This window comes from Pseudomonas sp. KCJK8993 (assembly GCF_046230915.1).
In the GTDB taxonomy this organism is placed as follows: Bacteria; Pseudomonadota; Gammaproteobacteria; order Pseudomonadales; family Pseudomonadaceae; genus Aquipseudomonas; species Aquipseudomonas piscis.
Map to the genome: position 1 here is coordinate 1 of NZ_JBJJLO010000063.1, position 25,267 is coordinate 25,267.

Genomic DNA, 25,267 nt, shown 5'->3' on the forward strand with positions numbered 1-25,267 from the left:
TCCTATCTATTGCTCCTTCAGGAAGTACACGGCTGAGCCAGATTTACCTGGTTCGACCTGGAGACGTTGTTGCGGGAACTCAATGGCGGCTGAAGGCGCTCAACGAAACAACTGCGACATTCGACGCATCCGGATCAACAAGAACATTGAGCCTTCAGCCATAGGAATTAACTACCCATGAATCTAAAGATTATCTGCACCCTCGCCTACTACCTGATCCCCACGGCTTACGCCGCAGCAGCACCGGTATCTGCAGGCCAGGCATCACAGCTCCACTTCACCGCCGAAGGCGAATCATCACAGAGAAGGCTCCAGGACAAGGCAGCAAATGCATGGGGGATATCCACCCAAGAGTACGAGCGGTACCAGGATGTGATGCAGGGGCCGCGGGGGGTGTACTCACCGGGGCTGGATCCACTGACTGCCCTGGGTATCGAAGCACGCTCTGATGAGGAACGCCGGCGCTATGCGGAGCTGCAAGTAAAGACCGAGAGGCAGCGTGTAGAAAAAGAGTTGTCGTATCAGCGCGCATACGATGAAGCGTACAGGAGGCTGTACCCGAGCGAGAAAGCGATCGAGATCTCCTCGGCAACCCCGACCAATCCAACAGCAAACAGCTCACCGTTGCTGCAGGGAGACGGCCGCCTGGCGATCTTCGTGAAAGACAACTGCGTTGTGTGCATCGACGAAGTGAAGAAGCTACAAGCATCGCAGACACCTTTCGACCTCTACTTCGTCGGCAGCCAGGGCGATGACGAGCGCATCCGGCGATGGGCAATTCTCGCTGGCGTCGACCCGGTCAACGTCAAGAGCCGACGAATCACCCTCAACCATGACCAAGGTCGATGGCTCGGCCTTGGCCTGGGCGGTGAACTCCCAGCGGCAGTAAAACAGGTGAATGGACAATGGCGCCGTCAGTAATGAGGACCTGCTGGATCCTGGTGCTGCTGTGCAGCCAGGCAATGGCCGCTGAGGATCCTCCACCAGCTTACAAGGCGATTGCGATCGCCCACGGAGTACCAGCCGTGGTGCTGTATTCCGTTGCGCTGCAAGAGAGCGGTACCAAACTTCGAGGACAGATTGTGCCTTGGCCTTGGACGCTGAATGTAGCCGGTACCGGCTACCGATTCGCTACCAGGATCGATGCATGCAGGGCGCTGAATATTGCTATCGCAACTGCTGGTCCGTCGAGAGTCGACGTAGGCCTTGGTCAGACGAACATCCACGCTAACGGCCATCGCTATAGCTCCCCCTGTGAAGGGCTCGATCCTTACAAGAACCTGAATGTCACCGCAGAGATTCTGGCTGAACACAAAGCCAAGGGTGGCAACTGGTTTGACGCGGCGGGTCGCTACCACCGCCCTGCCGGTGGCGCGCCTGCAGCCAAATACAGAGCAGATTTCGCTCGGCACCTCAGCCGTGTCACAGGCATAAACTTCTTGGTGAACAATCAATGACGAGTTTTCTGAAGGCAGCTCCGGTCCTGCTTGCAATGCTTGCAGCAGGCACGGTGCAAGCCAGTTCCAAACTCATAGTTGTCCAGGACAACGGTGGGGTTTCAGCCCTGCCCTACTACCAGGACCTCAACCTGGTACCAGAGTCGGGTCCCCCACCACTCAAAGGACTCCTAAGCGGTGGAGCCTATCCCGTCAAAACTCCAGAGATGACGCCAGGGTCGGTAGTAGGCAGGACAATCAATGCCCCTGGCCTGCAACCGCTTTTTCTCATCGGTGACGACCCGATGTCACGAGCATGGCTGACACAGCACCTGCAGCAGCTGCAGCAACTGCAAGCAGTGGGGCTAGTAGTCAACGTCACCTCCGCCGCTCGGATCGACGAGATCAGGCGTTTGGCGCCCGGATTGCAACTTGAGCCAACACCCGCAAGCGATATCGCCAACCGGCTAGGGCTGAAGCATTACCCGGTACTGATCACCTCAACAACCATTCGACAGCAGTAAGAGGTGGTGCATGCAGGGACCGTCAGCTGTCTTCACGGTAGTCATCAGCCACCCCCTTAGTCGGCCAGGCAGAGAAGAGCTGATTGCCCAGGTCAGGCATGTGAGCGAGCTATACGGGGGCAAGGTCACTGGCGTTTCACAGATCAATGAACACGCATTTGCACTCCGGCTAGCCGAACGGTTACCCGATGAAGACGTTGAACAGGCCCGTAGGGAAGCAACAGCGTTCACGCACAAGAGGAACGAGCATGACCACCTATTCACTTGAGTCACTTCTACGCCCTCCGGTGGAGCTGTTCACCACGGCTGTCTGCTACGTCGCGGCGGCACTCTGCGTTCAAGCTCCATGGGCGTTCGCACTGACACCTCTGTTCGGAATACTCGCAGCACTGGGCTTCGCCTACCTGGGCACAGTTCGATTACTGCAGGCACGCAGGGTGCTGCGTTACCAGGCCAACCTTAGGCGACTTCCCCATTACACAATGACTAGCGCTGAAATGCCGATCAGCAACGAGCGTCTATTCATCGGCAGGGGATTTCGCTGGACGCAGAAACACACCCAACGCTTAACTGATACGTACCTGCCCCAATACTCCAGATACGTCGAACCGACCAGGCTGTATGAGGGGGCGCGCTGGCTGGAGGAGCGTCTGGAATTTGCCCCCTTCCCTCTGAAGGCGATCACGAAGGTCACCAGTTGGGACTCCAGCCTGAACCCCGCCCGTCCTCTTCCACCCGTGGGAGGTCTACCGAGGTTGCATGGGATAGAGCCAGATGAGCAGAACGTCAGCCTGCCACTCGGCGAGCGGGTAGGACACTCACTTGTGCTGGGAACCACCCGCGTCGGGAAGACACGACTGGCTGAGGTTTTCATCACACAAGATATTCGCCGAACACATCGCCGTGGATCATCACGACGCATGGGCAGAAGAAGCCAAACCCCACATCGCTGGAGCCGGCGTGGGCGACCAGAACAACGACCTGATCATGAGGTCGTGATTGTCTTCGACCCCAAGGGCGACGCTGATCTGCTCAAGCGCATGTACGTCGAGTGCAAGCGAGCAGGGCGTCTCGATGAGTTTTACGTGTTCCACCTCGGGTGGCCCGATATCTCCGCACGCTACAACGCCATAGGTCGCTTCGGCCGGATAAGCGAGGTCGCAACCCGTATCGCCGGCCAGCTGTCTGGAGAAGGCAACTCAGCTGCGTTCAGGGAGTTCGCATGGCGGTTCGTCAACATCATAGCTCAGTCGCTGGTCGCACTAGGTCGGCGCCCAGACTACGAGCAGATCCGCCGGCACGTGATCAACATCGACGAACTGTTCATTGAGTACGCGCAAAAATACTTCGCTGAACACGATCCGAAGGCCTGGGAGACCATTGTTGCGCTGGAAGCGAAGATCGATCGCAAGAATCTCTCGTTCGCGATGAAAGACCGCCCGCTGCGCGTGGTAGCCGTCGACATGTACTTGACCCAGAAACGCATCAACGACTCTGTGATGGATGGCCTGCGCAGCGCAGTGCGCTATGACAAGACCTACTTCGACAAGATCGTCGCATCCCTGCTGCCGCTCCTTGAGAAACTCACCACGGGTCGGATTGCAGAGTTACTCGCCCCGGACTACCTGGATCTTTCGGATCAGCGCCCCATTTTTGACTGGATGCAAGTCATCCGAAAACGTGCCGTTGTTTACATCGGCCTCGATGCACTCTCGGATACCGAAGTCGCCGCGGCCGTGGGCAACTCGATGTTCAGCGACCTGGTATCTGTTGCCGGCCACATCTACAAACACGGCATCGACGACGGGCTGCCAGGAAATATGGCCGGGGGTAAGGTCCGCATCAATCTCCACGCAGACGAATTCAACGAACTGATCGGGGACGAGTTTATCCCGATGGTAAACAAGGCTGGCGGCGCCGGTATGCAGGTCACTGCTTACACGCAAACCATGAGCGATATCGAAGCGAAGATTGGCTCGAAAGCCAAAGCCGGCCAGGTCATCGGTAACTTCAACAACCTGTTCATGCTACGTGTTCGGGAGACCGCGACGGCAGAACTTCTGACCAATCAGCTACCCAAGGTGCAGATCTACAACAGCACCCCGGCGAGCAGTGCGAACGACTCACTCAACGGTAAGACAGCATTTACCTCGAGCTCACACGACCAATTGCAGGCGACGAGCGTGCCGATGATTGAGCCAGCTCATGTAGTTGGATTGCCTAAGGGGCAGGCTTTCGCGCTGCTCGAAGGTGGAAACCTCTGGAAGATCCGAATGCCGCTGCCGGCCAACGACCCCGACGATGTCATGCCAGGCAACCTGCAGGAACTCGCTGCCGGCATGCGGAAATCATCGACTGGATCGGAATGGTGGGATGCCCCGGGCTATCAAGAACTGCAAAGCGCACTGCCTGATGATCTGGTCGAAGACTTTCGCCAGGCCGCCACCGATGACGAGGAGTAGTGCATGGCAGATGACGTATCAAAGAAGGCTCAACAGCAACAGGAGCGACCAGAGTCGCTGATCAGTAAGATTTTCTGGTTCCCCTTCAACTTCCTCGGGGTGATGTTCGGCTCTCTCATTGTCGCGATCCTGGTCGACTGGGTATGCCTCTATTTTTTCTGGCCAGAAGCCGGCTGGAGGCATGGGCAGCAAATGCTAACAAATGAGCTCAGTTGGCTATCCCAGGGGCTGGTACACAGTGCCGTTATGCAAGAACCCGGGCGCACAGCAAGCTGGCTCGTTACAGGGGCCTATGACTGGCTGATCGTGAAAACTGGGATGCTCAGCTGGGTCCAGGGGATGGAGTCGATAGCGCATGCCGGCCCACGCAACGACCTGGACATTCGATACATGGCAGCACAAAGCGTCACGACGGTGCAGAACTATGCCCTTGCAGCGCTGTTCACCGTCCTGGTGTTCTGTGTGCGTCTCGTTGTGTTGTTGATGACCATACCGCTGTTCGCTATGGCCGCACTCACAGGCCTGGTCGACGGCCTGGTCCGACGAGACCTCCGCAAGTTCGGTGCTGGGCGCGAGTCCAGCTACCTCTATCACAAAGCAAGGGGAACGCTCATTCCACTGGCCATTCTCCCGTGGACCTTCTACCTGGCGCTTCCGATCAGCATCAGCCCGCTACTGGTCCTACTCCCGTGTGCTGCGCTGCTCGGCGTCGCAGTGAGTATCACTGCTGGCAGCTTCAAGAAATATCTTTGAGGATCAACGATGCAATGGACCCAAGAACAACTCCCCATCATTGGCTCGAAAGCCTCCGAAATTGTCGTCAAGGCCTTCGCCGGCACCGGTAAGACGACAACCTTGGTTGGCTTCGCAAAAGCGAATCCTCAACTAAGAATTCTTTACCTCTGCTACAACAAATCCGTCGAGATCGCGGCGCGAGGAAGATTTCCACGAAACGTGATCAATAAGACAGCCCACGGCTTGGCTTATGCCGTATTCGGTACTCAGTACAGCCACAAACAGACCAAAAACTTGAGGCTTACAGAGATTGCGCGAGCGATCGACTCTCAAGACTGGGAGCTTGTCCGGGATGTCATGACGACCCTCAACAACTTCATGGCCAGCGCGGATAGCGTGATCGATCGACAGCACTATCCTCGCTTCCGCGATAAACCTCACCTCACAACGGCTCAGGAACGCTTCGTTCAACAGAGCATCAGTACCGCTCGCAGATTCTGGCAACGGGCCATCGACGTGGATGACTCAAGCGTTCTGATCCCCCACGACGGATACCTGAAGCTGTATCAGCTGAGTAAGCCTGACCTAAGCCAACGATTCGACAGCGTGCTCCTGGACGAAGGCCAAGACATCAACCCCGTCATTGCAGATATCGTTCGTCTGCAACGCATCCAAAAGATCCTGGTTGGTGACCCACATCAGCAGCTGTACCGGTTTAGGGGTGCAGAGGACACATTGGATAGTGACTGGATGGCCGGCGCCGAGGAGCATTACTTGACCCAAAGTTGGCGATTCGGCCCAGCGATCGCTCATGTCGCGAACATCATCCTTTCTTACAAGGGAGAAACCCGAAAGCTGCAAGGACTCGGCGCACAAACCCTGGTCAAGAAAGCGCTACCAGAGGATCTTCCCCATCGAGCCTTCATTCACCGGACAGTGATTGGCGTCATCGAGAACGCCCTGCAGCTGGTACGGTGCCAGCCGCAGCCAAAGTTCTATTGGGTAGGAGGAATAGACAGCTATTCATTGCGCGACCTCGAGGACCTTTACTATTTCAGTCGCGACCAGACCGCTCAGGTGCAAAATAAGAAACTCTTGCGCGACTACCGAGACTACCAGCAGTACACAGAAATTGCGGAGGTAAGCCAGGACAGCGAAATGCTGAGATCGATCAAGATCATCTCGGCCTATCCCGACCTGCCCTCAAGAATCCTCGAGCTGCGCAAACTCACCACCGAAGGCGAGCTTGACGCAACGATCACGCTTACGACCGGGCACAAGGCCAAAGGCCTGGAATGGGACTATGTCTGCCTGTATGACGACTTTACTGCGGATCCTCTGTCGCCGGACCTTGATCCAGGGCGCCGCGACGACGAGCTCAACCTCATCTATGTGGCTGTGACTCGAGCCATGAAGATCCTCGCAATCAACAGCCTGGTGCTATCCATCATGGCTAGATACGTGGCGGCCAACAGGGTGCCGGCCTGACTAGAGGAACGACAGATGTCGGAAAAACGCTTCGAGCATCGCATTGAACACTTGCCAATCCCCTTCCGAACTCAACAACGCGGTACGTTGATGTTCAAAACAGAGGAGTCGACACTTGAGCCAGATCTACCTGCCCTACTGCAGAACGAAAGTTTCAGGGCCGAACTGGATCAGCTTGGGAAAGCAGGCTGGGAGTTAGTCGCCGTTCAACCAGTCTGCAGGGGGGAAATCAACATTGGTAACCAGAATATGCAAGGCTGGGCCTACGGGTTTCCGATGCCTACCGGATACTTGCTTTTTCTTAAGCGCGAACGGTCAAACGACATTCAGAAAGATACCGTCTAAGCCCTAGCGCTGGGGAATTGAAAGGATGCAAACCTCCACTCAGGACGCTGCTTAAGAGGCTTCATTCTTGTCCTCGTAAGCCGCCATTAGAAATGGCCGGCATAAAACAAGCGAGGAACAAGTTATGCGTCGATTGAAATCAGCAGGAGAATGGCTGGCAGAACAGACGGCACAGGCATTGATTAGGGAAATTGTAAGAGCAGCAATTCAACTAATTTTCAAGATATTAGGCGATAAGGGCTGACATCAAAACCAGGCCAATTACACCTATCACAATTACTTCGCTAGGGCACCAAAGGACCCTGGCGAGGAGCAAGAACCCGGTGCTTGGGTACCGGGTTCTGCCGTCCTACCATCACGTCCAGTCAGTTTTCCAACCACGACTCAACTGTGGCAGAGCCATATTCAGCCTTCCACTCTTTCAACGTCCGGTGATTGCCGCCCTTGGTTTCCACAATCTCACCACTGTGCGGATTCTTGTAAACCTTTATCTGACGCGGCTTACGAGCTGTAGGTCTTGATTCCTTAGGAGCAAGACGAACTGACTGGGGATCAAGCAGGCTAATTACGTCTTTCAAGCTATAGCCATACTCGCCAAGCAAGGCTCGCAGCTTGCTTTCGAACTCCATTTCGTCTTTCAAACTGGAATCATTTTTCATCGATTCGAGTTCTGCCATCTGGGCAGCCAGTTGTTGTTCAAGCTTACGGTACTCAGCCAAACGAGACATAAAAAACCCTTATAGTTTAGTGGCACAAATTCTACCTGAAGCAATTATAGCGCTCAGAGTCCTTCTCTGTCGGTACTGATTCTCTCGTTAAGGGAAATATGAGGCTTCATCATTTAAGAAAAACCGCTCCCTATACCAAGACTAAGTGCTTCCCTCGACAGATGTAGAGGTTGCTTCTATTGGAAGACAGAAAATCTATTCGTTTGAGCTGACAAAAAAATGAAAGGTTCCCGGTTAACCATTTCTTGAGGCGCACCACAAACCTCTAGCGGCATGCTTGGGAAACAGTCTTGCCAGAGTCTTGCCGCCCGTGAACCGCCATCTACTTTCGACATCTACACGCCGCTCATCGATGACAGCGCTGGCCATGATCGTTGCTGGCGGCATTGCAGTCAGTCCGGTGGTGAAAGCCGCTACAGCATCTGAGCAAACCAACATCGAAGTCATGGTCAGGCAGCTCAATGCCCTTGAGGACTCTGCGCGGCGTAGCAGCACTGTCGCAGGTGAACCAGGGCAACGCTACTACTTCGACTATGACCGCCTGGCGGCAGACATCCAGCGGATCCGCCAAGGCCTCCAGGCTTATCTCACCCCGAGTCGTGCCCAACCTCGAGACGCCGCAGACCTCTCCGGTCAGTACACCACCGGAGGGAAGAGGCAATGAGCATGAGCTCTGCGCAATCTGCCGCTTTCAACGCAGCAAGTGGTGCGACCGCCCAGGCTAGTACCAACCTAATCGTCGGGACAGTAATGACCGTCGCAATGCTCTGGGCGGCATGGGCGCTGTACAGCATCTGGCGTGGCTGGGCCACCAAAAACATCGATCGTTCAATCGCCAGTTCATCTGCCATCCGAGTGCTGCTGCTTCTGATGGTCCTGTCCTTCATCGTTCTCAGTTGATTAAAGGAGCAATCATGCCCACCCCCAAAATTCACCTAATCGCATTGCTTGCCGCTGCATCTGTCATCCAGGCAGCGAACGCGGCCCTGCCTCAGGCACAGGCTCCCTCCCGCGGCGAAGGGAAGAATTGGTTACAGACATTTCAAAACTACGGTTATGACGCATTCATGCTGCTGGGTCTGATAGCTCTTGGCACCATGATCATCGGGGTAGCTGTGCATGCCTTCGGGGTGTACCACGACATCCATGAAGGTAAGAAGAAGTGGCGGGATCTCGGCTCGACTGCTGTCGTTGGCGTCTGCCTGGTTGGCATCGCAATCTTCATGGTCACCAAGGCCACCAGCATTCTTTGATGGTAGTGAGCGCCCATGGCTGACGACAACCACGACGACAGAACCCTCCAGTTCCTACCCAATAATCTGAACCGACAGCCCGTAATCATGGGTGGACTTACCGCAGACGAGATGTGGGCAACGATTTCCGTCAGCGGTGCCGTTGGGTTTGTCCTTGGTGTGCCGGCGTCGATCCTCTTCGGAAACTGGTCGCTGATCATTGCTGGAGCATTGGTTGGGGGAGTGCTCGGGTTGTCCGTTGCAAGCAGGATCATTCGCCGCATGAAACGGGGACGCCCAGACACTTGGTTTTATCGCCACATACAAGTGGCCATTGCCCAAGCTCACCTTCCATTCGGCAACAGCAGCCTGATCACGCGATCAGGTGCATGGACCTGCCGCCGTGACTAAAAGGAACCTCCATGAGTTTTCGTAAAAAAGTGAACGCTCAAGAGGCGCACATCCTTAGTCTGCGCATTGCGCTGCTTTTGATGACGATGATTGCCGCCTATATGGCCTACGGCTGGAAAACTGCGCCTAGTGATCTGACCATCCACGTCCCACCAGATCTGCGTAGTGGCAGCACTCGAAAGTGGTGGGACGTCCCTCCTGAGAGCGTCTACGCCTTCGGCTTCTACATTTTTCAGCAGATGCAGAGATGGCCGCGCGACGGTGAGGAAGACTATTTAGCGAATATCAGCAGACTGGATGGCTACCTGACCCCCAGTTGCCGTGACTATCTGAAAAAAGACTACGAGCTAAGGCTGAATGCTGGAGAACTCCGGAAACGCGAACGCAGCGTGTCGGAGATTCCTGGCCGTGGGATCAGCGATCAGAGCGGAGAACACACCAACGTCAAGAGCATAAACGACTGGATTGTTAATCTCGATCTGATCGCTGACGAATCGGTTGCTGGGGAACGGGTTAAGCGGGCACTCGCAAGATACCCTCTACACATCATTCGATCTGATACCGACCCCGAGAAAAACCCGTTTGGCCTCTTGTGGAACTGCTACGCGGGCGATCCTCAACGCATCGAAGTCTCCCCGGCAGGAGATAAACCATGAACCTACGTCTGCGGTTAGGTCTGTGGTTAGCTGGCACTGCTCTCCTGGTAACGGCCAGCGCGCAGGCGCTTGAGATCATGCAGTGGGAGCGTATACCTCTTGCCGTTCCCCTCCACGTTGGTGAGGAAAGGATCGTGTTTGTCGACCAAAACGTTCGCGTCGGCATCCCTCCAACCATCGCCGGCAGCCTTCGTGTACAAAGCGTTGGTGGGGCAATCTACTTTCGAGCAAGCGAAGAAATTCCGCCTACCCGGCTCCAACTGCAAAATGTCGCTACAGGCGAAATCATGCTTGTAGACATTGCAGCCACAGCACCTAAACCCGGCCAGGCCTCACTTGAGCCAGCAAAGATTATCGCGGGTGACAGCATTGCTGGGACGCGTTATGGCCAAATCTCCAAGCCAAGCACTCCTGGTTCAGCTCGAGCTCAAACACCTTCCCCCGCTGAGGAGGAGGCAGAGGAAGAGCCTCGTCATGAAACACCTTCTCCCGTCGCGCTAACACGATATGCAGCCCAAATGCTGTATGCACCTCTGCGCACTGTTGAGCCAGTAGCCGGAATCCAGCCGGTACGGGTGGATCGTAAAATGGATCTGAGCACTTTGCTTCCAACACTGCCTGTTGAAGCTGTGGCCATAGGAGCCTGGCAGCTCGACAACACATTTGTGACGGCAATCAAGTTGCGCAACTTGAGCCCCCAACAACTGACCCTAAATCCAAGGGACCTCCTTGGCAGCTTTGCAACAGCCACATACCAGCACCCCTACCTCGGCCCCCGGGGAAACCCTTCTGATACCACAACTCTGTACCTGGTCACCCAGGGCAAAGGGCTCAAACATTCGTTGCTTCCAAGCTCGGTAAAACAGATTGATCCGAAGATGGGGGGTGAACGTGAGCATTCAAAGTAATCCCCTCCTGAAGTGGCTTGCAGTGCCCTTTCTTGTCTTCGCTGCGGTGATGTTCTTTACCGCAACGAAGAAGAGTCAGGTGGACCACCAGGAAAACAACGTCGTGGCCATCGGTTCCGGTGAGGCACAAAAGCTAGGTGTGGATGGCGACACACCAGGTGACACGCTTCGGACCGTAGTCACAGAAAGCAAGGAGCTTCGGAAACAGGTGGCTGATCTGCTAAAGATCAACAACGATCAGAAGTCTCAGAACGAAGAGCTTCAGAAGCAGCTGAAGGACATGGACTCAAAAGTTGAGAGCCGTCTAGACAATGCGAAAAAAGAACTACAGGACGAGGTTCAGAACAAGAGCCAGGGCCTGATCGACTCTCTGCAAACTCAACTCAACAACCTCAGCAACCAACCTGACGCAGCTGGGGGCGACCTTCCAATTGGGTTTGGTGTGCAGCCAGGTGACGGCAAAGGCTTCGAACAGTCTCCTACGACGAAGGACGGCCTTGTCTGGATTGAACCACGCGATGCCACTGCTGTGGACGCGAACGGTAAACCCCTGCCCCTTGGCTCTAGTCAGGCTGCAAGCGGGTTCAACTTTCCTACCAGTTTCGGCCCGGCAGCCAACAGAGGCCAGAATGCACTGGAACAGATCGATCAAGGCCTGCGTCCTGGAAATCAGCAGGTCGACCGTGAAACCAGGAAGTTTGTGCGCAAGACCTACACCTTGCCCCAGAACTCCACGCTGATGGGATCAGTAGCCATGTCTGCCCTGATCGGCCGGGTGCCTATTGATGGAACCGTCAACGACCCGTTTCCTTTCAAGATCCTGATTGGCCCAGACAACCTGACTGCGAATGGCATCGAGCTCCCCAACGTAGCTGGTGCAGTCGCAACGGGCACCGCCAGTGGCGACTGGACACTCTCATGTGTAAGAGGGCAGATCCGCAGCCTGACGTTTGTCTTCAACGACGGCACTGTCAGGACCTTCCCGGCGCCGGCTGAAGACGCGGACGGCAACCAGAACAACAACCAGGCCAGCAGTACAGATGCGAAGACCATTCAGGGTGGCCTGGGCTGGATCAGCGACTCCTACGGTATTCCATGTATTTCGGGCGATCGGCGCTCCAACGCGGCCGAATATTTGACTAATCAGTCGCTTGTTACTGCCGCCGGTGCCAGCGTTGCGAAGCTGCTTAAGGCCGACGAGAGCAACAACACAACGATGTTCACCGGCAACGGCACCTCTTTCGGCACCACCGGCTCATCAGGAAATTCTGCGATCGGATCGATCTTGTCCGGAGGCGTAAGTGATATCCGCTCCTGGATGAACAAGCTCTATGGCGAGGCATTTGCTGCTGTGTATGTACAGCCTGGCGCGAAGGTCGCCGTACACCTCGATCAGCAACTGGCTATCGACTATGAACTGAAGGGTCGCAAAGTCGACTACCACTCCGGAGCGAATAATGTCCCAGCCGCGCTCGATTAATGCTCTCCCACTTGCAGTCATGGCAATTGCCCTCCTTGCAGGTTGCACAACAAACAAAGACAAACTGCTCCCGCACGGAGAAGAAACCATGATGGATGTTTGGCAACAGGGAGCCCCAGGGGGGGCGAGCAGCTCAAGCAGCCGACAAGTGCTCGATGCACGGTTACAACTGAGACGTCCCCTCGATGAGCAGCAGATGACGAATCAGCGCGCCACAGCAGACGACTTTGCACGCACCGCACAGAACGAGATCTACAGCCAATTTAAACGCCTGCCGAATCCTGACCTGGTCATGTACGTGTTCCCGCATCTGGCTGGATCTGACCCAGTGCCTGTTCCCGGATATACCACCGTTTTTCCGCTCTATCAGCGTGTGCAGTACGCAATGCCAGGCGAGCGGACAGAGGACTATTGAGATGGGATTCTTCGAGCGCCTGCGCGAAAAGCTCAACCTCGCGGTTGAGTCTGATGAACAACTAACAAGTGAACCTGTTCACCCTGATCTAGAACAAGCGCGGGAGCGCTACCTGGAGCGCCTGCAGGCGCTGGGAATCCCCCCACCAAGTGAAGGGTCGCAACCGGCCAAAAAGAGCGATGTATCGAAGCTCTACGAAGTTGCTCCGTCGATTGTGGACCTATTGCCTTGGGTCGAATACTTACCTGAGGAGCAGGCCATGCTGCTCGAGGACGGGGTATCGCGCGCGGCTTTCTTTGAGCTTGTACCGATCGGGACCGAGGGTCGAGAAGCCGAATGGCTACATCTTGCCAGGGACGCACTTGAAAATGCTCTGCAGGACAGCTTGGATGAGCTGGAAAGCTCGCCCTGGGTGCTACAACTCTATGCCCAAGACGAAACACGCTGGGACGAGTACAGGGAAAACCTGAACAAATACGTGCACCCTCGAGTACAGGGGAGTGAGTTCACCAAGCTCTACCTGGCCCTCTTTCAGCGTCACCTGGACGCGATTTCAAAACCTGGTGGACTTTTCGAAGATACGACGGTCAGCAAGCTGCCATGGCGGGGTCAGAACCGTAAGGTTCGCCTGGTCGTATATCGTCGGGTGAAAAAACAGGATCTCAACGTGCGCGGCCAAGATCCTGGCTCCTACCTGAAACTGATCTGCGAGCGACTCATCGGCGCCCTGGCAAATGCCGGCGTGGTTGCAAAACGCCTAGACGAAACGGGAATCCAAAATTGGTTGATCCGTTGGTTCAATCCATACCCTGATCATCTAGGCGACAGTGACCAGGACATTCGACGGTTCTACGAACAAGTATGTGAGCCGCCCCGTGACCTCGAGGACGGTGAGCTTCCCCTAGCCAGCGGCACTGATTTTTCGCAGAACCTTTTTTTCAGAGAGCCGCTGTCAGACGTTGATAAAGGCCTGTGGGTTTTCGATGGCAGACCCCATCGAGTAGTGATGCTCGACCGGTTGAAAAACCCGCCTAAGACCGGACATCTAACGGGTGAAATTAGACAAGCAGATGCGCTCAACGCCCTATTTGACCGTCTACCTGAGAACACAACGCTTTGCATCACCATGGTGCCGACACCCCAGGACCTCCTCGAGGGGCACCTCGAGCAGCTGTCAAAGAAAGCGGTTGGCGATACTCAGGCCTCGCTGCACACGCGGCAAGACGTTGAAACTGCTCGCACCATCCTTGGTCGCAAGCACAAACTTTATCGCGCCAGCGTGGCCTTCTTTCTGAGCGGCAAAGACAGGGTAGACCTGGATCAGCGATCAACCCAGCTCTGCAACGTACTGCAAGCTGCCGGCATGCATCCAGTGATGCCGCAAGATGAAGTCGCACCTCTCAACAGCTATCTGCGCTGGTTGCCCTGCAACTTCGATCCGAACGAACGTCGAGCCATGGACTGGTACGTCCAGTTGATGTTCGTTCAGCACATTGCGAATCTGGCCCCGATCTGGGGGCGCTCGACAGGAACCGGCCACCCAGGATTCACATTTTTCAACCGCGGCGGTGCGCCCCTCACATTCGATCCCTTCAACCGGCTTGACCGGCAAATGAATGCCCATGGCTTTATTTTCGGCCCCACCGGATCGGGCAAGTCCGCATCCCTGACAAACGTGATCTGCCAGATGCTTGCGATTTACGGTCCTCGGATGTACGTCGCCGAGGCCGGTAACAGCTTCGGCTTACTGGCACAGTTCGCACAGAACTTGGGGCTGTCGGTGCATAGAGTGCGCCTAGCGCCGGGTTCCGGCGTGAGTCTTGCCCCCTTTTCAGATGCCATCAAACTGGTCCAGACCCCAAATATGGTCAAAGTCCTCGATGCGGACGACATCGAGGCCTCCGACGCCACTTCCCAGCGCGCAGAGATGGAAGATGAGCAGCGGGACATCCTCGGAGAAATGGAGATCATTGCTCGTTTGATGATTACCGGCGGCGAAGAAAAAGAAGATGAACGCATGACCAGGGCCGACCGAAGCGCCATCCGACAAGCCATTCTTGCCGCTGCCAATACCTGCGTGAAGGCGGGGCGCGTCGTGTTGACCCAGGATGTGCGTGATGCCCTGTACGAGGCCTCTCGTAACGAAGGACCCCCCGAAACTAGGCGAAACCGGCTTTCGGAAATGGCTGAGGCGATGGACATGTTCACCATGGGTGCGGACGGCGAGATGTTCAACCGCGAAGGCACCCCATGGCCGGAGGCGGACCTGACTGTCGTTGATTTCGCAACATACGCTCGCGAAGGCTATGCAGCACAGCTTGCGATCGCCTACATCTCAATGCTCAACACAGTGAACAACATCGCCGAACGCGATCAGTACAAAGGGCGCCCGATCGTCAAAATCACTGACGAAGGCCACATCATCACTAAGCACCCCCTGCTGCTCCCCTACGCCATGAAGATCACGAAAATGTGGCGAAAGATCGGTGCTTGGTTCTGGCTGGCAACACAAAACATCGATGACATCCCAGCCTCCGGTGCCCCTATGCTCAACATGATTGAGTGGTGGATGTGCCTCAATATGCCGCCCGATGAGGTCGAGAAAATTGCAAACTTCCGAGAGCTCACGTCAGCACAGAAAAAAATGATCCTTTCTGCAAGTAAAGAGAGTGGGAAATTCACCGAAGGTGTGCTTCTGGGCAAAGGCAAAGAGTTCCTCTTCCGTGTAGTACCACCGAGCCTATATCTCGCCCTTGCCATGACCGAAAGTGAAGAAAAGGCCCAGCGCTTCAAGATCATGCAGGAGCTGGGATGCGATGAGCTTCATGCAGCACTTCAAGTAGCCGCGGATCTCGATGAGCTGCGCGGTATCGCATCGTTCCCCATCAAATTTCCTGAAAACAAGGCCATGGAGCACCAGGCATGAGAGTCCTCAATACCTTGACCCAGAATTTAATCGAGAGCCTGACCCAGCTGCTTAAAAGCCCGGGCGAGGATGCCCTGCAGGCGCTTGAGGTGTGTGCCCCTGTACTGATCGAAGAGCTGCAACAGATCAAAAGTAATGCTCTTGATCGACGCGAAGTGATGCCACGGATTCAGTCAGCACTGAACGAGTGGTTACAGCGACACCCACAACAGGAAGAAGCCGTTAAGGACCTTCTAGCGGCCCTGGAACGACAAAAGCTACTGGCCAAGACCTCTAAGGCCACCGAGGAACCTAAGAAATGAACGCAAAGCGTAAGGAGATAGTCCTTTTTGCGATCATCGTGGTCATCACATTAATCACGTTTGTCGCGATTCCTGTGGTGTACCTGTCGAAAAGCAAACCACCAGGTGACTCGAGCAAGGTGGGATGCCCGGACGGATACGCTCTAGAACACTATTGCGATGATGCATGGCCTCAGCTGCCTTGCGAAGCCGCCAGCGATCCCCCGGATTTATTGCTCGTCAGCCAGTGCATATAAGAGCTCGACTTCGGCGCGGATGTTCTGGCATATCTCGATCAGCTCATCGGCCTCATGACTCTTGCCAGCCACGACTAGGCTATTAGCAATGCTGATAATATCTGCTGCTGCCCAATCTAAAGTTAGTGCAGATGACTCTAGGTCTTCGGAGAGCTGTTGGTTGGAACGCTTGAGCCGCATTTACTGATCCTGTCGATTGATTAAATCATTAGACCATCAGGTGATCACGGGCGATGCAAGGCGTCGCTTAAATCCATATTGATAATGTCTCTGCATAAATCAATTCGTGGTTAGCTTGAAAATTAGCTAAGGGGGATGTATTGAAACGAAAACTTATGAGGCGTCAATCGCTGCATATCATTCCTAGCGCCCTGACTCGACGGAGAAAAGGCAGTGAACACGCTTCAAGCATTAATTTTCGATGTTCAGGGGACCGTCAGCGATTTTCGTTCGAGCATCGCGCAACAGGCGGCAGCCATTGCAGGTAGCCGGGTTACCAGCGTCGACTGAGGATGTTTTGTCGATGACTGGCGAGGCAAGTATCGCCCGGCCCTCGATGACATTCTTTGTGACAGGCGGCCATGGACGTCTGTGGATCGTCTCTATCGTTGCGCCCTTGATGAGGTCATCGAGACGTACCACGTAGGATTTCTCTCCCCCAAGGAGCGTGAGCGCATCAATTTCGCCTGGCAGACGATTGCTCCCTGGCCCGATGCTGCTCAGGGCCTGCATCGACTTAGGATCCGCTTCAAGATAGTGACCTTGTCAAATACCGATGTCAGTGAGGTGGTCAACATTTCAAAAGCAGGAGCTTTACCCTGGGATGCCATCTTCGCTGCTGAGATGGTTGGGATCTTCAAGCCTGATCCGCGGACTTATGAAATGGCGCTCCGTTATCTGGATGTGGCCGCCGACGATGCCATGATGGTTGCCTGTCACAAGTACGATCTGTTGGCGGCGGGGGCATTGGGTATGAAAACTGCGTTCGTCGCCAGGCCGCTGGAGTTCGGGCCTCAGGGTAATGTCGATACGGCTTTTGATGAGCGCTTCGATATCAATGCCCGAGAGTTTCTGGACTTGGCTGATCAACTGGACTGCTGAATAGTCCTGGCAGCGTATGAGAGCCACGTGAAGAAGATTACAACCTCTAGGCAGGTGGCGTGGTGATAATCACTAGTGTGATTATGCCACTTTCTTTTATTACTGATGTCGTATGTGCATATCTGAATTTGTGATTGCTCAAGTTGAGGATGCATGAATATAAGGTGTCACGCGGCATCGAATATCGCAAAGTAAAATTTTATGCCGGAATCTGTAGGTAACTTTTAAGGTTAATCACTGGAGAAGTAAATTGGAAGTCAGGATTGAAGTATTGGATTCACCAACAGAAAAAGATCAGTCAGTTTTGGATAGTAGATTTTCAGAATATCTTCGGATTCAATACCCAAATCTAACACCAGAGTCGGAAGATAGGATGTTTATGCTGGTTGCGCACGACGACATAGGCGAGTATGTCGGTGCAATTAAGTTTAATTGTTACTGGGATGGGTTGGAGATTGATACCTTTTGGGTTAAGCAATCTCATCGTGGTAGAAAAATTGGTTCTATGCTATTGGAGAGGGCAGAAAAAATTGGCGTTGAAAATGGGGCGATGATTGCATTTTTAAAAACCTTTGATGCTAAAAACTTCTACGAACAGCATGGGTACGAGATTTATGGTGTTCTGGAAGGTCGACCTGTTGGGACCAGCCTGTATCACCTAAAAAAACGGCTGGTAAAAAGTGCCTAACAAAGGATGCAAATGATTCGCTTCGCTCAGCAATAAGGGCTAAAGCCCGTCTTTTAAAGAATAAAACTGAAGCGAAAATCCGCTTTAGGAAAAATCGCGAGATACGCCTACAATCCAGGTCGAAAAATGAGTGCACTCCATGAAAGACAAAGCCCCGAAGTGCGTAAGTCTTCGGGGCTTCTATTTTCGCCAATCCCCTTGTTGATGGCGAACGTGGCGCGGATGTTAGCAGCGAGTCTTGATGGTGTCGATGGGGCTCTATTGTCTGGAGGCTCAGGTAGACCGACAGCCCGGAGGTGAAGGTGCGGGCACTGCTGCAGAGCGCCGAAAGCTGATCGGGTACGAGCGATTGCTCGTTGCGGCAGTCGCAGCTTGCGAGTGATCAGCAGATGTTGGTCAAAGCCGGAGCAGCAGAGTGCGTGTGAGCAGGCCTGCGACAGTTTGGCGAGATAATATGTGGGAAACCGTCGGCGTGCTGCCGGATGAGGCGCCCGTTCTGCTTAATCGTAGGCAAACTGGTCAATTAACCCGAGACGTGGAACGTGTGTCTTTGGCCGCAATAGAGCACCGGGTGCGATGACTGCATTCGCCCCAATTTTGCAGCCATCGCCGACCAAGGCACCGAATTTCTTAATTCCTGTTTCGATCACATTATCTGCATAGCGGATTTTGATATCCACACCATCTAGCTCGTTGCGGTAATTGGCTATAATTGCACCTGCTTCGACATTCACGTTCTCGCCAATCAATGAGTCCCCGACAAAATTGAAGTGCGCCAGCTTGCTTCCGGCAAGCATGAAGCTGCTTTTCACTTCGCAGCTTGGGCCAACAATGCATTTACTGTCGAGATAAACACCCCCACGTAGGTAGGCACCCGCCGCCACGAAGGATCCTGCGCCGATGATAATCGCGCCCTTTAACACAGCACCTTGCTCAACAACGGCAGTTTCATGGACTGCACAGTTTCCGTGGCGTCGATAACCTGCGCCAAGCCGTGCCAGCAAAGCCAGAACTTGATTTTCGCAGTCTTGAGAAACCATCCAAGCGGTAGGGGGAGCCAGGCCCAGCAAGGGCCATCGAGCAATAAATGTACTGATTTCTGGTAGTTTCATCGAAAATTTTCCAGGCAATAAGGTATGGAAATATCCGCGTTCCTAGCGCAGAAGACAATCGCGCTCTTGGGAAACTCAACTGCATACTCTGTCTTGGCTTGCAAAACTGGGTAGATGACTTTGGTCTGTCCCGGGCTGAGTGGACACTGACTTAAGGTGGATAATGTCCACCACAAGGAGTGTTCATGATCCAGACCAGACGACGATTTCCCGAATCCTTCAAACGCGAGGCGGTAGACCAGGTACTTGCCGGTACGCGGCTTCGTCACGTAGCCGACACATTGGGCATCGCTGAAAGCCTGTTGGGCAAATGGAAGCGCCAGTACGAACAGCAAGGTGACGATGCCTTTCCGGGTAACGGCAAGCAGCGTGGTGAGAGCGCGGAGCTGCGTCGCCTGCGCCAGCAGTTGGCCCAGGTCACCATGGAGCGCGATGTATTAAAAAAGGCGCTCGCCATCTTCTCGCAGCCTACGAAGTGAAGTTTCGCGCCATCGAGGCGTTGGCCGGTCGCTATTCCGTAGCGCCGATGTGCCGGCTGCTGCGGGTATCACGCAGCGGTTTCTATGCCTGGCAGCAAAGGCCTCCTTCGGCGAGAGAGATGGCGAATCGGCGTCTGAGCCAGGAGATCCGCACCATCCACCACGAGGTGAATGGAATCTATGGCCATCGTCGCATCAAGGCCGAGTTGGCGGCCATGGGGCATGCGTGTGGTCGGCACCGGGTCGCTCGCCTGATGCGCGAAGCCGGACTTCGCGTTCGTTCGCGCAAGCGCTGGCGGCTGGTTTCCAGCAGTCGTCATGCTCTGCCGATTGCCCCGAACCACCTGGATCGCCAGTTCGCCTCGGATCGCGCCAATCAGCACTGGGTCTCGGACATGACCTACGTGAGGACGGCTCAAGGCTGGCTGTATCTGGCCGTCGTACTAGATCTCTATTCACGTGCCGTCGTCGGCTGGGCGATGCATCACCGCATGCATCAGGCCTTGGTGCATGCTGCGCTGGAGATGGCCGTCGCACGTCGACAGCCGCAAACTGAGGTACTGCTGCACTCGGATCGCGGCAGCCAATATTGCGCGTACGACTACCAAGCCTTGCTTCGGCGGCATCGAATCGTGCCCAGCCATTCACGACCAGGGAACTGCTGGGACAACGCCGCGATGGAGAGTTTCTTCCGTTCGCTAAAGGCCGAGCGGGTGTACCTGACGCGCTATGCCAGTTACCAAGAAGCGAAAACCGACCTGTTCGACTACATCCGCTTTTACAATCACCGTCGTCGCCACTCGACGTTGGGCTATCTCAGTCCGATGGAGTTTGAGCGGCGCTATGCGAGCAGTAGCTCTTAACTACCTGTCCACCAGATCCGGGACAGACCAACCAGAAAATCCCAATGTCTTGGTTATCCATTTTCTACTGCACTCAGTTTTGAGTCGACCCAGGCTGTACCTATCTACTAATGACTAGGTATAGCCCGTATGTTAAAAGCCATCCTCCTTATCATCTTCGGCTCACTTGCACTTGGGGACGCTCACGCTGAAGCCTGGGCAGTCACCGACTCCGCTCATCCACTGGTAGTTCCTGCAGGCGTTCAGGTTCGCGTCATTTTGCTGGATGACCAGGAGCGCCTGGAAAACCAGCTATCACGTAACCTTCCCCCCAATCCCCAGCAGGCCACAATCGCTGCTCAACGAATGATGAAGAGCGCAGAGGGCATCCGCCTAATCGGGGAGTTGGCCAAGGCGCAGCAGGGGCTGACTGATGCCTGGAGTGCCGGCATTGAGAAGATCCCGGCTGTAGTAGTCGACCGAAAGTACGTTGTCTACGGCCAACCTGACGTTGCAGTTGCCTTGAAAGCTATCCGCTCGAGGAGGCAGCAATGAGATCTCGCACGCTGGCATTTGCGCTGACTGCGCTCACTTCATTTTCAGCATCAGCCGCGATCAACACGGCGGCAATCGTGGCGTCTACTGCCTCCCCGACCTGCCTGGATTATCGGGTTGTAGGGATCTGCTACTGGCTGCTGTGTACGCCCTTCGGTTGCAAGGTCAAGACCTCGGTCAAGGTCCGTCACTACGTGCCCGACGCCGTTGTGTCGGCCTACGCCAATACCGGCGAAAACCCATGGGTGGAAGTCAGCCCGATGGGTATGCCGAATCCCACAGCACAAGCCGGGAACAACGGAACAACGAACCACAACGCCGAAAACAACATCTCGAAGTTCAAAAACGCTGACGTAATCGGGCACCCAGGTGGGGCTGTTTTCAGCAAGTTTGCCGCCGCTTCGGGCTACGCATGCCCAGGTGCCACCCTCCCCTTCGTTCCATACATGCTCAGTACCCTCGACACCCTTGCATGGCGCCATGGGCTCCCCGAGGTCGTCTATCCAGAGGCCCTGATACCTGGTCTGAGGGAGGTTGGCGGCCTCCTGTCCGCGAACATGTGGGGAAGCATCTACCCGCGCAGCGGATTCATTCACCAGAGTGACGACTTCAAAGCAGCAGCGGTGATCGCTCAACGTGCCGGCGATATCACAACACGTGTGGGCCAACCGCACGTCTACGTGCCAATGCGGACCTTTCCAATGCCTGGCTACTGGCCCGCCGGCGAACTCCTCGAGGACGACTACTCGACCGGGAAGTGGCAGCAACTCACGCCTTCCCTGAGCCTTACCTGCGCAACATTTCCTACCGCCGGGTGGGGAATAGGCACAGATATGGAAGCGGCCAATGGCGCTTATGCCTGGGCTCTCTGGCGCCCCTACTCGTGCTGCCAACGGCGCGGGCAAATTTTCCTCGGCAGCACCGACTTTCAATAACTCAACGACGGACGTGAAGAATGAAGAAGATGACCCAGGCTATCGGATTAGCCATCAGCTTGAGCGGTACCGTGGCTTTTGCGGCTGACCCAATCAAGGTTGAGTCTCAGGGCAGCGTGATTGGCGACGACGTGCTGTACAGCATCGGCGGGGGCAGTGCTGTGAGCATGGGTAGCGCCGGGCAGATGGAAAGCATCACCGTCGGAGCTGGATGGCAGAACAACCTGGTCTGCGGAAACATGGACTTAAGCCATACCCTGGAGAACCAGCTAAACGGCGCCACGCAGGGCTTTCAAAACATCATGAGCAACGTCATCCAGAGTGCTACAGGCGCGGTGATGTCGCTGCCGGCATTGATTCTGCAAAGAGCAAACCCCGCACTGTACAACCTGCTGACTAACGGCATCCTGCAGGCGCGCCTCGACTACGATCGATCGAAGGGCACCTGCAGGGCAATGGCCGAACGCATGGCCGACATCGCCGGCGGCCAGGCTGGATGGGGGAAGGTCGCAGAAGGACAAAAAATGGGACAGGCCTTGTCCTCGGGGAATGACGCTGTTGCCGTCGTCGACAAAGTTGAAAACGGCCCAGGTAACTCCGGGGTTACATGGGTAGGAGGTGAACAAGCAGGCGGCTCAGGACAAAAACCCATCAAGGTTGTGAGCGACGTCGTCAAAGCCGGCTACAACCTACTCAATGGCCGCTCAGCTACAGAGACCTCCCGCGTTCAACAATCGAACTGCTCGAACGGCCTGGTGTGCGGTTACTGGGAGTCTCCTACCGAAGCCGCGCAGTTTGCGAACCGGGTCCTGGGCGAGCAAGAAATCAAAACCTGCGAAGGCTGCTCCAGTGCCTCGACACCCGGCGTGGGGCTCACGCCACTGATCCAGGAAACCTACGATAAAAAACTGACAGCCATCCAGGATCTGCTGAAACCTGGAACACACATCACGTCAGAAAAACTGAGAGAGGCCAGTAGCGACTCTCTGCCAATTACCCGCGGTGTGATCAACGCACTGCGCGATGAGCGCGATCAAGCAGTGCTGGCACAGCGTTTGGCATCCGAAGTAGCGCTCTCAGACATTCTCGGCAAAGCGCTGATGTTGAATCGCATGCTGATCACTGGATCTCGAGAATCGAACGTCGCCGCGAACAATCTGGCCGTGGAACAGACAACCACCCAATCCGAGGTTCTGCAGAAAGAAATCGACAACCTCAAGATGGAGCTGGATCTTCGGCGCGACCTGGCGAACAACTCACCGATGGCGATTATTGAACGAGGCAAAACACGCGCTGAGAACTCCCGGACGATCTACCAAGCCGCTCCCGAAAGCGACCGCCTGCAACAGCTGCAGAAACCTGCAGGCAGGGAGTAACTGATGAGCCTGCCAGAGAACCTCGAGAAGAAACCCACGGTACTCAGGCGCCTGGCGGGTGGCCTGGCCCTGTGTGTATTTTTAATGATTGTGTGCGTAGTGATCAGCCTGATTGCACTCAACAATCTAGGTGCCATGGAGACCTGGTCGACATGGCGAAGCAATAACTACCTCACGATGCTGCTGTGGAGGCTGCTTCTCTACAGCCTCATCGTCGTCGCCTGGCTGCGTTTGAAGCGACAGCTACCTCCACCATCTGCTCAAGCCCAAAAGCGCCTCATACGTGTCGAAGGGCTCGTTCTCATGTTGTTCCTGGTGCTTGAGGTCAGTAAGGCGCCGATGCCCTGGGAGGAAATTCTATGACCCTCTACACGAACGACTACCTGGAGTTCTACCTGACACTGCTCGGCTGGCTGATCAACAACGGTATCTGGGACATGATCTCTGACACCGGCCTGTTCGCTCTCCCCTTCTTAATCATCGTCGTGAGGGAATGGATCAAGGTTCGCCAGGAAGGTGCAGATGAAGGCAACAAGGGGGTCTTGTCGCTGGCTAGGATTGAGACCCAGCTGTACGTCGGATACGTGGTTGTTTCTCTGTGTGCCATCCCCGTGATGAGTGTGGGCTTCGATACCCTCCAGTTCGACCAGACCAGGGCTAAGCAATGCCAGGTACTGCTGCCGGCCCCAGGGGATACCGGATGGAATACCACATTCAGTTCGCTGACCGGCAAGAGCGCTAGAATCCCGATCTGGTGGGCTGTGATGCACTCACTGAGCAAGGGCCTGAATAGCGGAGCGGTAGCGGCTATCCCCTGCGGTACCGATCTTAGGCAAATGCGGATGGACGTCGACGCAATCCGGATTGATAACCCCTTGCTTGCTCAAGAGGTGGCTGACTTCACACACGACTGCTTCGGCCCTTCCCGGGCGCGCCTCTTCATGCGTCAGCCGGATCTCGGGTCTATCACAAAGGACCCCAAAACCCTCCAGGACCTCAACTGGATCGGTTCACGCTTCCTGCTGAACACATCTGGCTATTACGACACGGACTACTCCAAGACTCCTCGTACAGCATGGCCATACGACGCGAAACGAGACGACGGACTGCCCCAGGTGACCGGGGGTGGAGGCTATCCGACATGCAAGCAATGGTGGTCGGACGGGAGCATCGGTCTCCGAGATCGCCTGCAGGCGCAAGTCGATCCCACTCTGATGAACAAGTTTCTTGGCTGGGCGAAATGGCTATCTAAGGACGAAGTCACGGACTCGATGATTCGACAGGTCGTGTCACCGTCCAGCCAGGTCAATGGAGACGTGTACTCCGACTATGGTGGCCAGACCGGCGGGACAATGTGGAACGGACTAGCTCGCGCCGGCGGAACACTCGGAGTTGGGGTGGGCTCACTGGCGTACTTTCCGGGGATGGATATCGTTCGTCAGGCGCTACCGATGGTGATGGCCTTCCTCAAGATGGCAATGGTGATCTGCCTGCCCCTGGTACTGATCATTGGTGCCTACCAGCTGAATGTTGCGATGACCATGTCAGTGGTGTTCTTCGCATTGATCTTTGTCGACTTTTGGTTCCAACTGGCGCGTTGGGTAGACAGCACCATCATCGACGTACTTTACGGCTCAGGCTCACCGCATCTTTCGTTTGACCCGGTTATGGGGCTCAACACAACCACTCAGGATGCAATCCTTAACTTCGTCATGGGGGCCATGTTCATCATCTTGCCAATGTTCTGGATAGGCGCACTTGGTTGGGCTGGAGTGAGCGCGGGTAAAGTTCTTGAGGGAATATCTAGCGGTACGAAAGATCTTCAATCTTCAGGGGAAAAAGCTGGCGGCATGGCTCAACAGGCTGTGGGGTCAATTTCATCGAAATAAAAATGG

Annotated in this window: 29 protein-coding genes; 26 read left to right on the plus strand and 3 right to left on the minus strand. The window is 55.1% G+C overall.

What is annotated here, in order from left to right:
- Positions 1–177 precede the first annotated feature (177 nt).
- The 7 genes from ACK6AU_RS19230 to ACK6AU_RS19260 all read left to right on the plus strand — a co-directional run bounded on the left by ACK6AU_RS19230 (position 178) and on the right by ACK6AU_RS19260 (position 6,990).
- The gene (locus tag ACK6AU_RS19230) at positions 178–921 is read left to right on the plus strand and encodes a TIGR03759 family integrating conjugative element protein (RefSeq protein ID WP_409300717.1); all 744 of its coding nucleotides are present in this window, start codon (positions 178–180) and stop codon (positions 919–921) included.
- The gene (locus tag ACK6AU_RS19235; RefSeq protein WP_409300719.1) at positions 906–1,457 is read left to right on the plus strand and encodes a lytic transglycosylase domain-containing protein; all 552 of its coding nucleotides are present in this window, start codon (positions 906–908) and stop codon (positions 1,455–1,457) included. The genes ACK6AU_RS19230 and ACK6AU_RS19235 overlap by 16 nt, the downstream gene beginning before the upstream one ends.
- The gene (locus ACK6AU_RS19240; RefSeq protein ID WP_409300721.1) at positions 1,454–1,960 is read left to right on the plus strand and encodes an integrating conjugative element protein; all 507 of its coding nucleotides are present in this window, start codon (positions 1,454–1,456) and stop codon (positions 1,958–1,960) included. Before ACK6AU_RS19235 ends, ACK6AU_RS19240 begins: the two co-directional genes overlap by 4 nt.
- Positions 1,961–2,208: 248 nt before the next feature.
- A complete protein-coding gene (traD, locus tag ACK6AU_RS19245) occupies positions 2,209–4,422 on the plus strand; it encodes a type IV conjugative transfer system coupling protein TraD (protein ID WP_409300723.1) in 2,214 nt (737 codons plus the stop codon).
- A 3-nt stretch (positions 4,423–4,425) separates the two neighbouring features.
- Positions 4,426–5,175, plus strand: coding sequence for a TIGR03747 family integrating conjugative element membrane protein (locus ACK6AU_RS19250; RefSeq protein ID WP_409300725.1), 750 nt, complete (start codon positions 4,426–4,428; stop codon positions 5,173–5,175).
- Positions 5,176–5,184: 9 nt separating this feature from the next.
- Entirely contained in the window at positions 5,185–6,645 is a 1,461-nt protein-coding gene (locus ACK6AU_RS19255; protein WP_409300727.1) for a UvrD-helicase domain-containing protein, read from the plus strand.
- A gap of 15 nt (positions 6,646–6,660) precedes the next feature.
- Positions 6,661–6,990, plus strand: a complete 330-nt coding sequence (locus tag ACK6AU_RS19260) for a hypothetical protein (RefSeq protein WP_409300729.1) — start codon at positions 6,661–6,663, stop codon at positions 6,988–6,990.
- Positions 6,991–7,355: 365 nt separating this feature from the next.
- On the opposite strand, the gene ACK6AU_RS19265 is transcribed toward ACK6AU_RS19260, so the two are convergent.
- Positions 7,356–7,718, minus strand: coding sequence for a histone-like nucleoid-structuring protein, MvaT/MvaU family (locus tag ACK6AU_RS19265; RefSeq protein ID WP_409300731.1), 363 nt, complete (start codon positions 7,716–7,718; stop codon positions 7,356–7,358).
- Positions 7,719–8,070: 352 nt separating this feature from the next.
- Here ACK6AU_RS19265 and ACK6AU_RS19270 point away from each other — a divergent pair, with 352 nt between their 5' ends.
- The 10 genes from ACK6AU_RS19270 to ACK6AU_RS19315 are packed head-to-tail and all read left to right on the plus strand — an operon-like array spanning position 8,071 to position 16,048.
- Positions 8,071–8,382 carry an RAQPRD family integrative conjugative element protein gene (locus tag ACK6AU_RS19270; protein ID WP_409300733.1) on the plus strand — a complete coding sequence of 104 codons (312 nt, stop codon included), beginning with the start codon at positions 8,071–8,073 and terminating at the stop codon, positions 8,380–8,382.
- A gap of 2 nt (positions 8,383–8,384) precedes the next feature.
- The gene (locus tag ACK6AU_RS19275) at positions 8,385–8,618 is read left to right on the plus strand and encodes a TIGR03758 family integrating conjugative element protein (RefSeq protein ID WP_409300735.1); all 234 of its coding nucleotides are present in this window, start codon (positions 8,385–8,387) and stop codon (positions 8,616–8,618) included.
- 14 nt (positions 8,619–8,632) lie between these two features.
- Entirely contained in the window at positions 8,633–8,971 is a 339-nt protein-coding gene (locus ACK6AU_RS19280; protein WP_185701315.1) for a TIGR03745 family integrating conjugative element membrane protein, read from the plus strand.
- Between the two features lie 15 nt (positions 8,972–8,986).
- The gene (locus ACK6AU_RS19285) at positions 8,987–9,361 is read left to right on the plus strand and encodes a TIGR03750 family conjugal transfer protein (RefSeq protein ID WP_409300737.1); all 375 of its coding nucleotides are present in this window, start codon (positions 8,987–8,989) and stop codon (positions 9,359–9,361) included.
- 11 nt (positions 9,362–9,372) lie between these two features.
- On the plus strand, positions 9,373–10,017 hold the full coding sequence (locus tag ACK6AU_RS19290; RefSeq protein WP_085600488.1) for a PFL_4703 family integrating conjugative element protein: 645 nt from the start codon (positions 9,373–9,375) through the stop codon (positions 10,015–10,017).
- The gene (locus ACK6AU_RS19295) at positions 10,014–10,925 is read left to right on the plus strand and encodes a TIGR03749 family integrating conjugative element protein (RefSeq protein WP_409300740.1); all 912 of its coding nucleotides are present in this window, start codon (positions 10,014–10,016) and stop codon (positions 10,923–10,925) included. Before ACK6AU_RS19290 ends, ACK6AU_RS19295 begins: the two co-directional genes overlap by 4 nt.
- On the plus strand, positions 10,909–12,405 hold the full coding sequence (locus ACK6AU_RS19300; protein ID WP_409300742.1) for a TIGR03752 family integrating conjugative element protein: 1,497 nt from the start codon (positions 10,909–10,911) through the stop codon (positions 12,403–12,405). Before ACK6AU_RS19295 ends, ACK6AU_RS19300 begins: the two co-directional genes overlap by 17 nt.
- The gene (locus ACK6AU_RS19305; protein WP_085600492.1) at positions 12,383–12,820 is read left to right on the plus strand and encodes a TIGR03751 family conjugal transfer lipoprotein; all 438 of its coding nucleotides are present in this window, start codon (positions 12,383–12,385) and stop codon (positions 12,818–12,820) included. The genes ACK6AU_RS19300 and ACK6AU_RS19305 overlap by 23 nt, the downstream gene beginning before the upstream one ends.
- A gap of 1 nt (position 12,821) precedes the next feature.
- Positions 12,822–15,746, plus strand: coding sequence for a conjugative transfer ATPase (locus ACK6AU_RS19310; RefSeq protein ID WP_409300744.1), 2,925 nt, complete (start codon positions 12,822–12,824; stop codon positions 15,744–15,746).
- On the plus strand, positions 15,743–16,048 hold the full coding sequence (locus ACK6AU_RS19315) for a hypothetical protein (protein ID WP_409300746.1): 306 nt from the start codon (positions 15,743–15,745) through the stop codon (positions 16,046–16,048). Before ACK6AU_RS19310 ends, ACK6AU_RS19315 begins: the two co-directional genes overlap by 4 nt.
- 209 nt (positions 16,049–16,257) lie before the next feature.
- On the opposite strand, the gene ACK6AU_RS19320 is transcribed toward ACK6AU_RS19315, so the two are convergent.
- Positions 16,258–16,464, minus strand: coding sequence for a hypothetical protein (locus tag ACK6AU_RS19320; RefSeq protein ID WP_409300748.1), 207 nt, complete (start codon positions 16,462–16,464; stop codon positions 16,258–16,260).
- A gap of 411 nt (positions 16,465–16,875) precedes the next feature.
- On the opposite strand from ACK6AU_RS19320, the gene ACK6AU_RS19325 reads away from it, so the two are divergent.
- Positions 16,876–17,385 (plus strand): HAD-IA family hydrolase, encoded by a 510-nt coding sequence (locus ACK6AU_RS19325; protein ID WP_409300750.1) that lies wholly within the window; start codon positions 16,876–16,878, stop codon positions 17,383–17,385.
- 250 nt (positions 17,386–17,635) lie between these two features.
- Positions 17,636–18,073 (plus strand): GNAT family N-acetyltransferase, encoded by a 438-nt coding sequence (locus tag ACK6AU_RS19330; RefSeq protein ID WP_409300752.1) that lies wholly within the window; start codon positions 17,636–17,638, stop codon positions 18,071–18,073.
- 500 nt (positions 18,074–18,573) lie between these two features.
- Here the strand turns inward: ACK6AU_RS19330 and ACK6AU_RS19335 are convergent, their stop codons facing one another.
- Positions 18,574–19,185 carry a transferase gene (locus tag ACK6AU_RS19335; RefSeq protein WP_409300754.1) on the minus strand — a complete coding sequence of 204 codons (612 nt, stop codon included), beginning with the start codon at positions 19,183–19,185 and terminating at the stop codon, positions 18,574–18,576.
- Positions 19,186–19,370: 185 nt separating this feature from the next.
- Between ACK6AU_RS19335 and ACK6AU_RS19340 the strand changes: the two genes are divergently transcribed.
- From ACK6AU_RS19340 to ACK6AU_RS19370, 7 genes are all read left to right on the plus strand, one after another.
- Positions 19,371–19,664 (plus strand): transposase, encoded by a 294-nt coding sequence (locus ACK6AU_RS19340; RefSeq protein ID WP_409300756.1) that lies wholly within the window; start codon positions 19,371–19,373, stop codon positions 19,662–19,664.
- The gene (locus ACK6AU_RS19345) at positions 19,661–20,527 is read left to right on the plus strand and encodes an IS3 family transposase (protein ID WP_409300758.1); all 867 of its coding nucleotides are present in this window, start codon (positions 19,661–19,663) and stop codon (positions 20,525–20,527) included. The genes ACK6AU_RS19340 and ACK6AU_RS19345 overlap by 4 nt, the downstream gene beginning before the upstream one ends.
- 129 nt (positions 20,528–20,656) lie before the next feature.
- Positions 20,657–21,061 carry a TIGR03757 family integrating conjugative element protein gene (locus ACK6AU_RS19350; protein WP_409300760.1) on the plus strand — a complete coding sequence of 135 codons (405 nt, stop codon included), beginning with the start codon at positions 20,657–20,659 and terminating at the stop codon, positions 21,059–21,061.
- Positions 21,058–21,996 carry a TIGR03756 family integrating conjugative element protein gene (locus ACK6AU_RS19355; protein ID WP_409300762.1) on the plus strand — a complete coding sequence of 313 codons (939 nt, stop codon included), beginning with the start codon at positions 21,058–21,060 and terminating at the stop codon, positions 21,994–21,996. The genes ACK6AU_RS19350 and ACK6AU_RS19355 overlap by 4 nt, the downstream gene beginning before the upstream one ends.
- 20 nt (positions 21,997–22,016) lie before the next feature.
- Entirely contained in the window at positions 22,017–23,372 is a 1,356-nt protein-coding gene (locus ACK6AU_RS19360; RefSeq protein WP_409300764.1) for an integrating conjugative element protein, read from the plus strand.
- A 3-nt stretch (positions 23,373–23,375) separates the two neighbouring features.
- Positions 23,376–23,735 (plus strand): hypothetical protein, encoded by a 360-nt coding sequence (locus ACK6AU_RS19365; RefSeq protein ID WP_409300766.1) that lies wholly within the window; start codon positions 23,376–23,378, stop codon positions 23,733–23,735.
- Complete coding sequence (locus ACK6AU_RS19370; protein WP_409300768.1) at positions 23,732–25,261, plus strand: conjugal transfer protein TraG N-terminal domain-containing protein; 1,530 nt, start codon at positions 23,732–23,734, stop codon at positions 25,259–25,261. Before ACK6AU_RS19365 ends, ACK6AU_RS19370 begins: the two co-directional genes overlap by 4 nt.
- The last annotated feature ends 6 nt before the right edge of the window (positions 25,262–25,267 follow it).

Excerpts from the sequence above, each read along its gene's own strand:
- ACK6AU_RS19230 (WP_409300717.1), top strand. The coding sequence starts at position 178 with ATGAATCTAAAGATTATCTGCACCCTCGCCTACTACCTGATCCCCACG.
- ACK6AU_RS19235 (WP_409300719.1), top strand. The coding sequence starts at position 906 with ATGGCGCCGTCAGTAATGAGGACCTGCTGGATCCTGGTGCTGCTGTGC.
- ACK6AU_RS19240 (WP_409300721.1), top strand. The coding sequence starts at position 1,454 with ATGACGAGTTTTCTGAAGGCAGCTCCGGTCCTGCTTGCAATGCTTGCA.
- traD (WP_409300723.1), top strand. The coding sequence starts at position 2,209 with ATGACCACCTATTCACTTGAGTCACTTCTACGCCCTCCGGTGGAGCTG.
- ACK6AU_RS19250 (WP_409300725.1), top strand. The coding sequence starts at position 4,426 with ATGGCAGATGACGTATCAAAGAAGGCTCAACAGCAACAGGAGCGACCA.
- ACK6AU_RS19255 (WP_409300727.1), top strand. The coding sequence starts at position 5,185 with ATGCAATGGACCCAAGAACAACTCCCCATCATTGGCTCGAAAGCCTCC.
- ACK6AU_RS19260 (WP_409300729.1), top strand. The coding sequence starts at position 6,661 with ATGTCGGAAAAACGCTTCGAGCATCGCATTGAACACTTGCCAATCCCC.
- ACK6AU_RS19265 (WP_409300731.1), bottom strand. The coding sequence starts at position 7,718 with ATGTCTCGTTTGGCTGAGTACCGTAAGCTTGAACAACAACTGGCTGCC.
- ACK6AU_RS19270 (WP_409300733.1), top strand. The coding sequence starts at position 8,071 with ATGACAGCGCTGGCCATGATCGTTGCTGGCGGCATTGCAGTCAGTCCG.
- ACK6AU_RS19275 (WP_409300735.1), top strand. The coding sequence starts at position 8,385 with ATGAGCTCTGCGCAATCTGCCGCTTTCAACGCAGCAAGTGGTGCGACC.
- ACK6AU_RS19280 (WP_185701315.1), top strand. The coding sequence starts at position 8,633 with ATGCCCACCCCCAAAATTCACCTAATCGCATTGCTTGCCGCTGCATCT.
- ACK6AU_RS19285 (WP_409300737.1), top strand. The coding sequence starts at position 8,987 with ATGGCTGACGACAACCACGACGACAGAACCCTCCAGTTCCTACCCAAT.
- ACK6AU_RS19290 (WP_085600488.1), top strand. The coding sequence starts at position 9,373 with ATGAGTTTTCGTAAAAAAGTGAACGCTCAAGAGGCGCACATCCTTAGT.
- ACK6AU_RS19295 (WP_409300740.1), top strand. The coding sequence starts at position 10,014 with ATGAACCTACGTCTGCGGTTAGGTCTGTGGTTAGCTGGCACTGCTCTC.
- ACK6AU_RS19305 (WP_085600492.1), top strand. The coding sequence starts at position 12,383 with ATGTCCCAGCCGCGCTCGATTAATGCTCTCCCACTTGCAGTCATGGCA.
- ACK6AU_RS19310 (WP_409300744.1), top strand. The coding sequence starts at position 12,822 with ATGGGATTCTTCGAGCGCCTGCGCGAAAAGCTCAACCTCGCGGTTGAG.
- ACK6AU_RS19315 (WP_409300746.1), top strand. The coding sequence starts at position 15,743 with ATGAGAGTCCTCAATACCTTGACCCAGAATTTAATCGAGAGCCTGACC.
- ACK6AU_RS19320 (WP_409300748.1), bottom strand. The coding sequence starts at position 16,464 with ATGCGGCTCAAGCGTTCCAACCAACAGCTCTCCGAAGACCTAGAGTCA.
- ACK6AU_RS19335 (WP_409300754.1), bottom strand. The coding sequence starts at position 19,185 with ATGAAACTACCAGAAATCAGTACATTTATTGCTCGATGGCCCTTGCTG.
- ACK6AU_RS19340 (WP_409300756.1), top strand. The coding sequence starts at position 19,371 with ATGATCCAGACCAGACGACGATTTCCCGAATCCTTCAAACGCGAGGCG.
- ACK6AU_RS19350 (WP_409300760.1), top strand. The coding sequence starts at position 20,657 with ATGTTAAAAGCCATCCTCCTTATCATCTTCGGCTCACTTGCACTTGGG.
- ACK6AU_RS19355 (WP_409300762.1), top strand. The coding sequence starts at position 21,058 with ATGAGATCTCGCACGCTGGCATTTGCGCTGACTGCGCTCACTTCATTT.
- ACK6AU_RS19360 (WP_409300764.1), top strand. The coding sequence starts at position 22,017 with ATGAAGAAGATGACCCAGGCTATCGGATTAGCCATCAGCTTGAGCGGT.
- ACK6AU_RS19365 (WP_409300766.1), top strand. The coding sequence starts at position 23,376 with ATGAGCCTGCCAGAGAACCTCGAGAAGAAACCCACGGTACTCAGGCGC.
- ACK6AU_RS19370 (WP_409300768.1), top strand. The coding sequence starts at position 23,732 with ATGACCCTCTACACGAACGACTACCTGGAGTTCTACCTGACACTGCTC.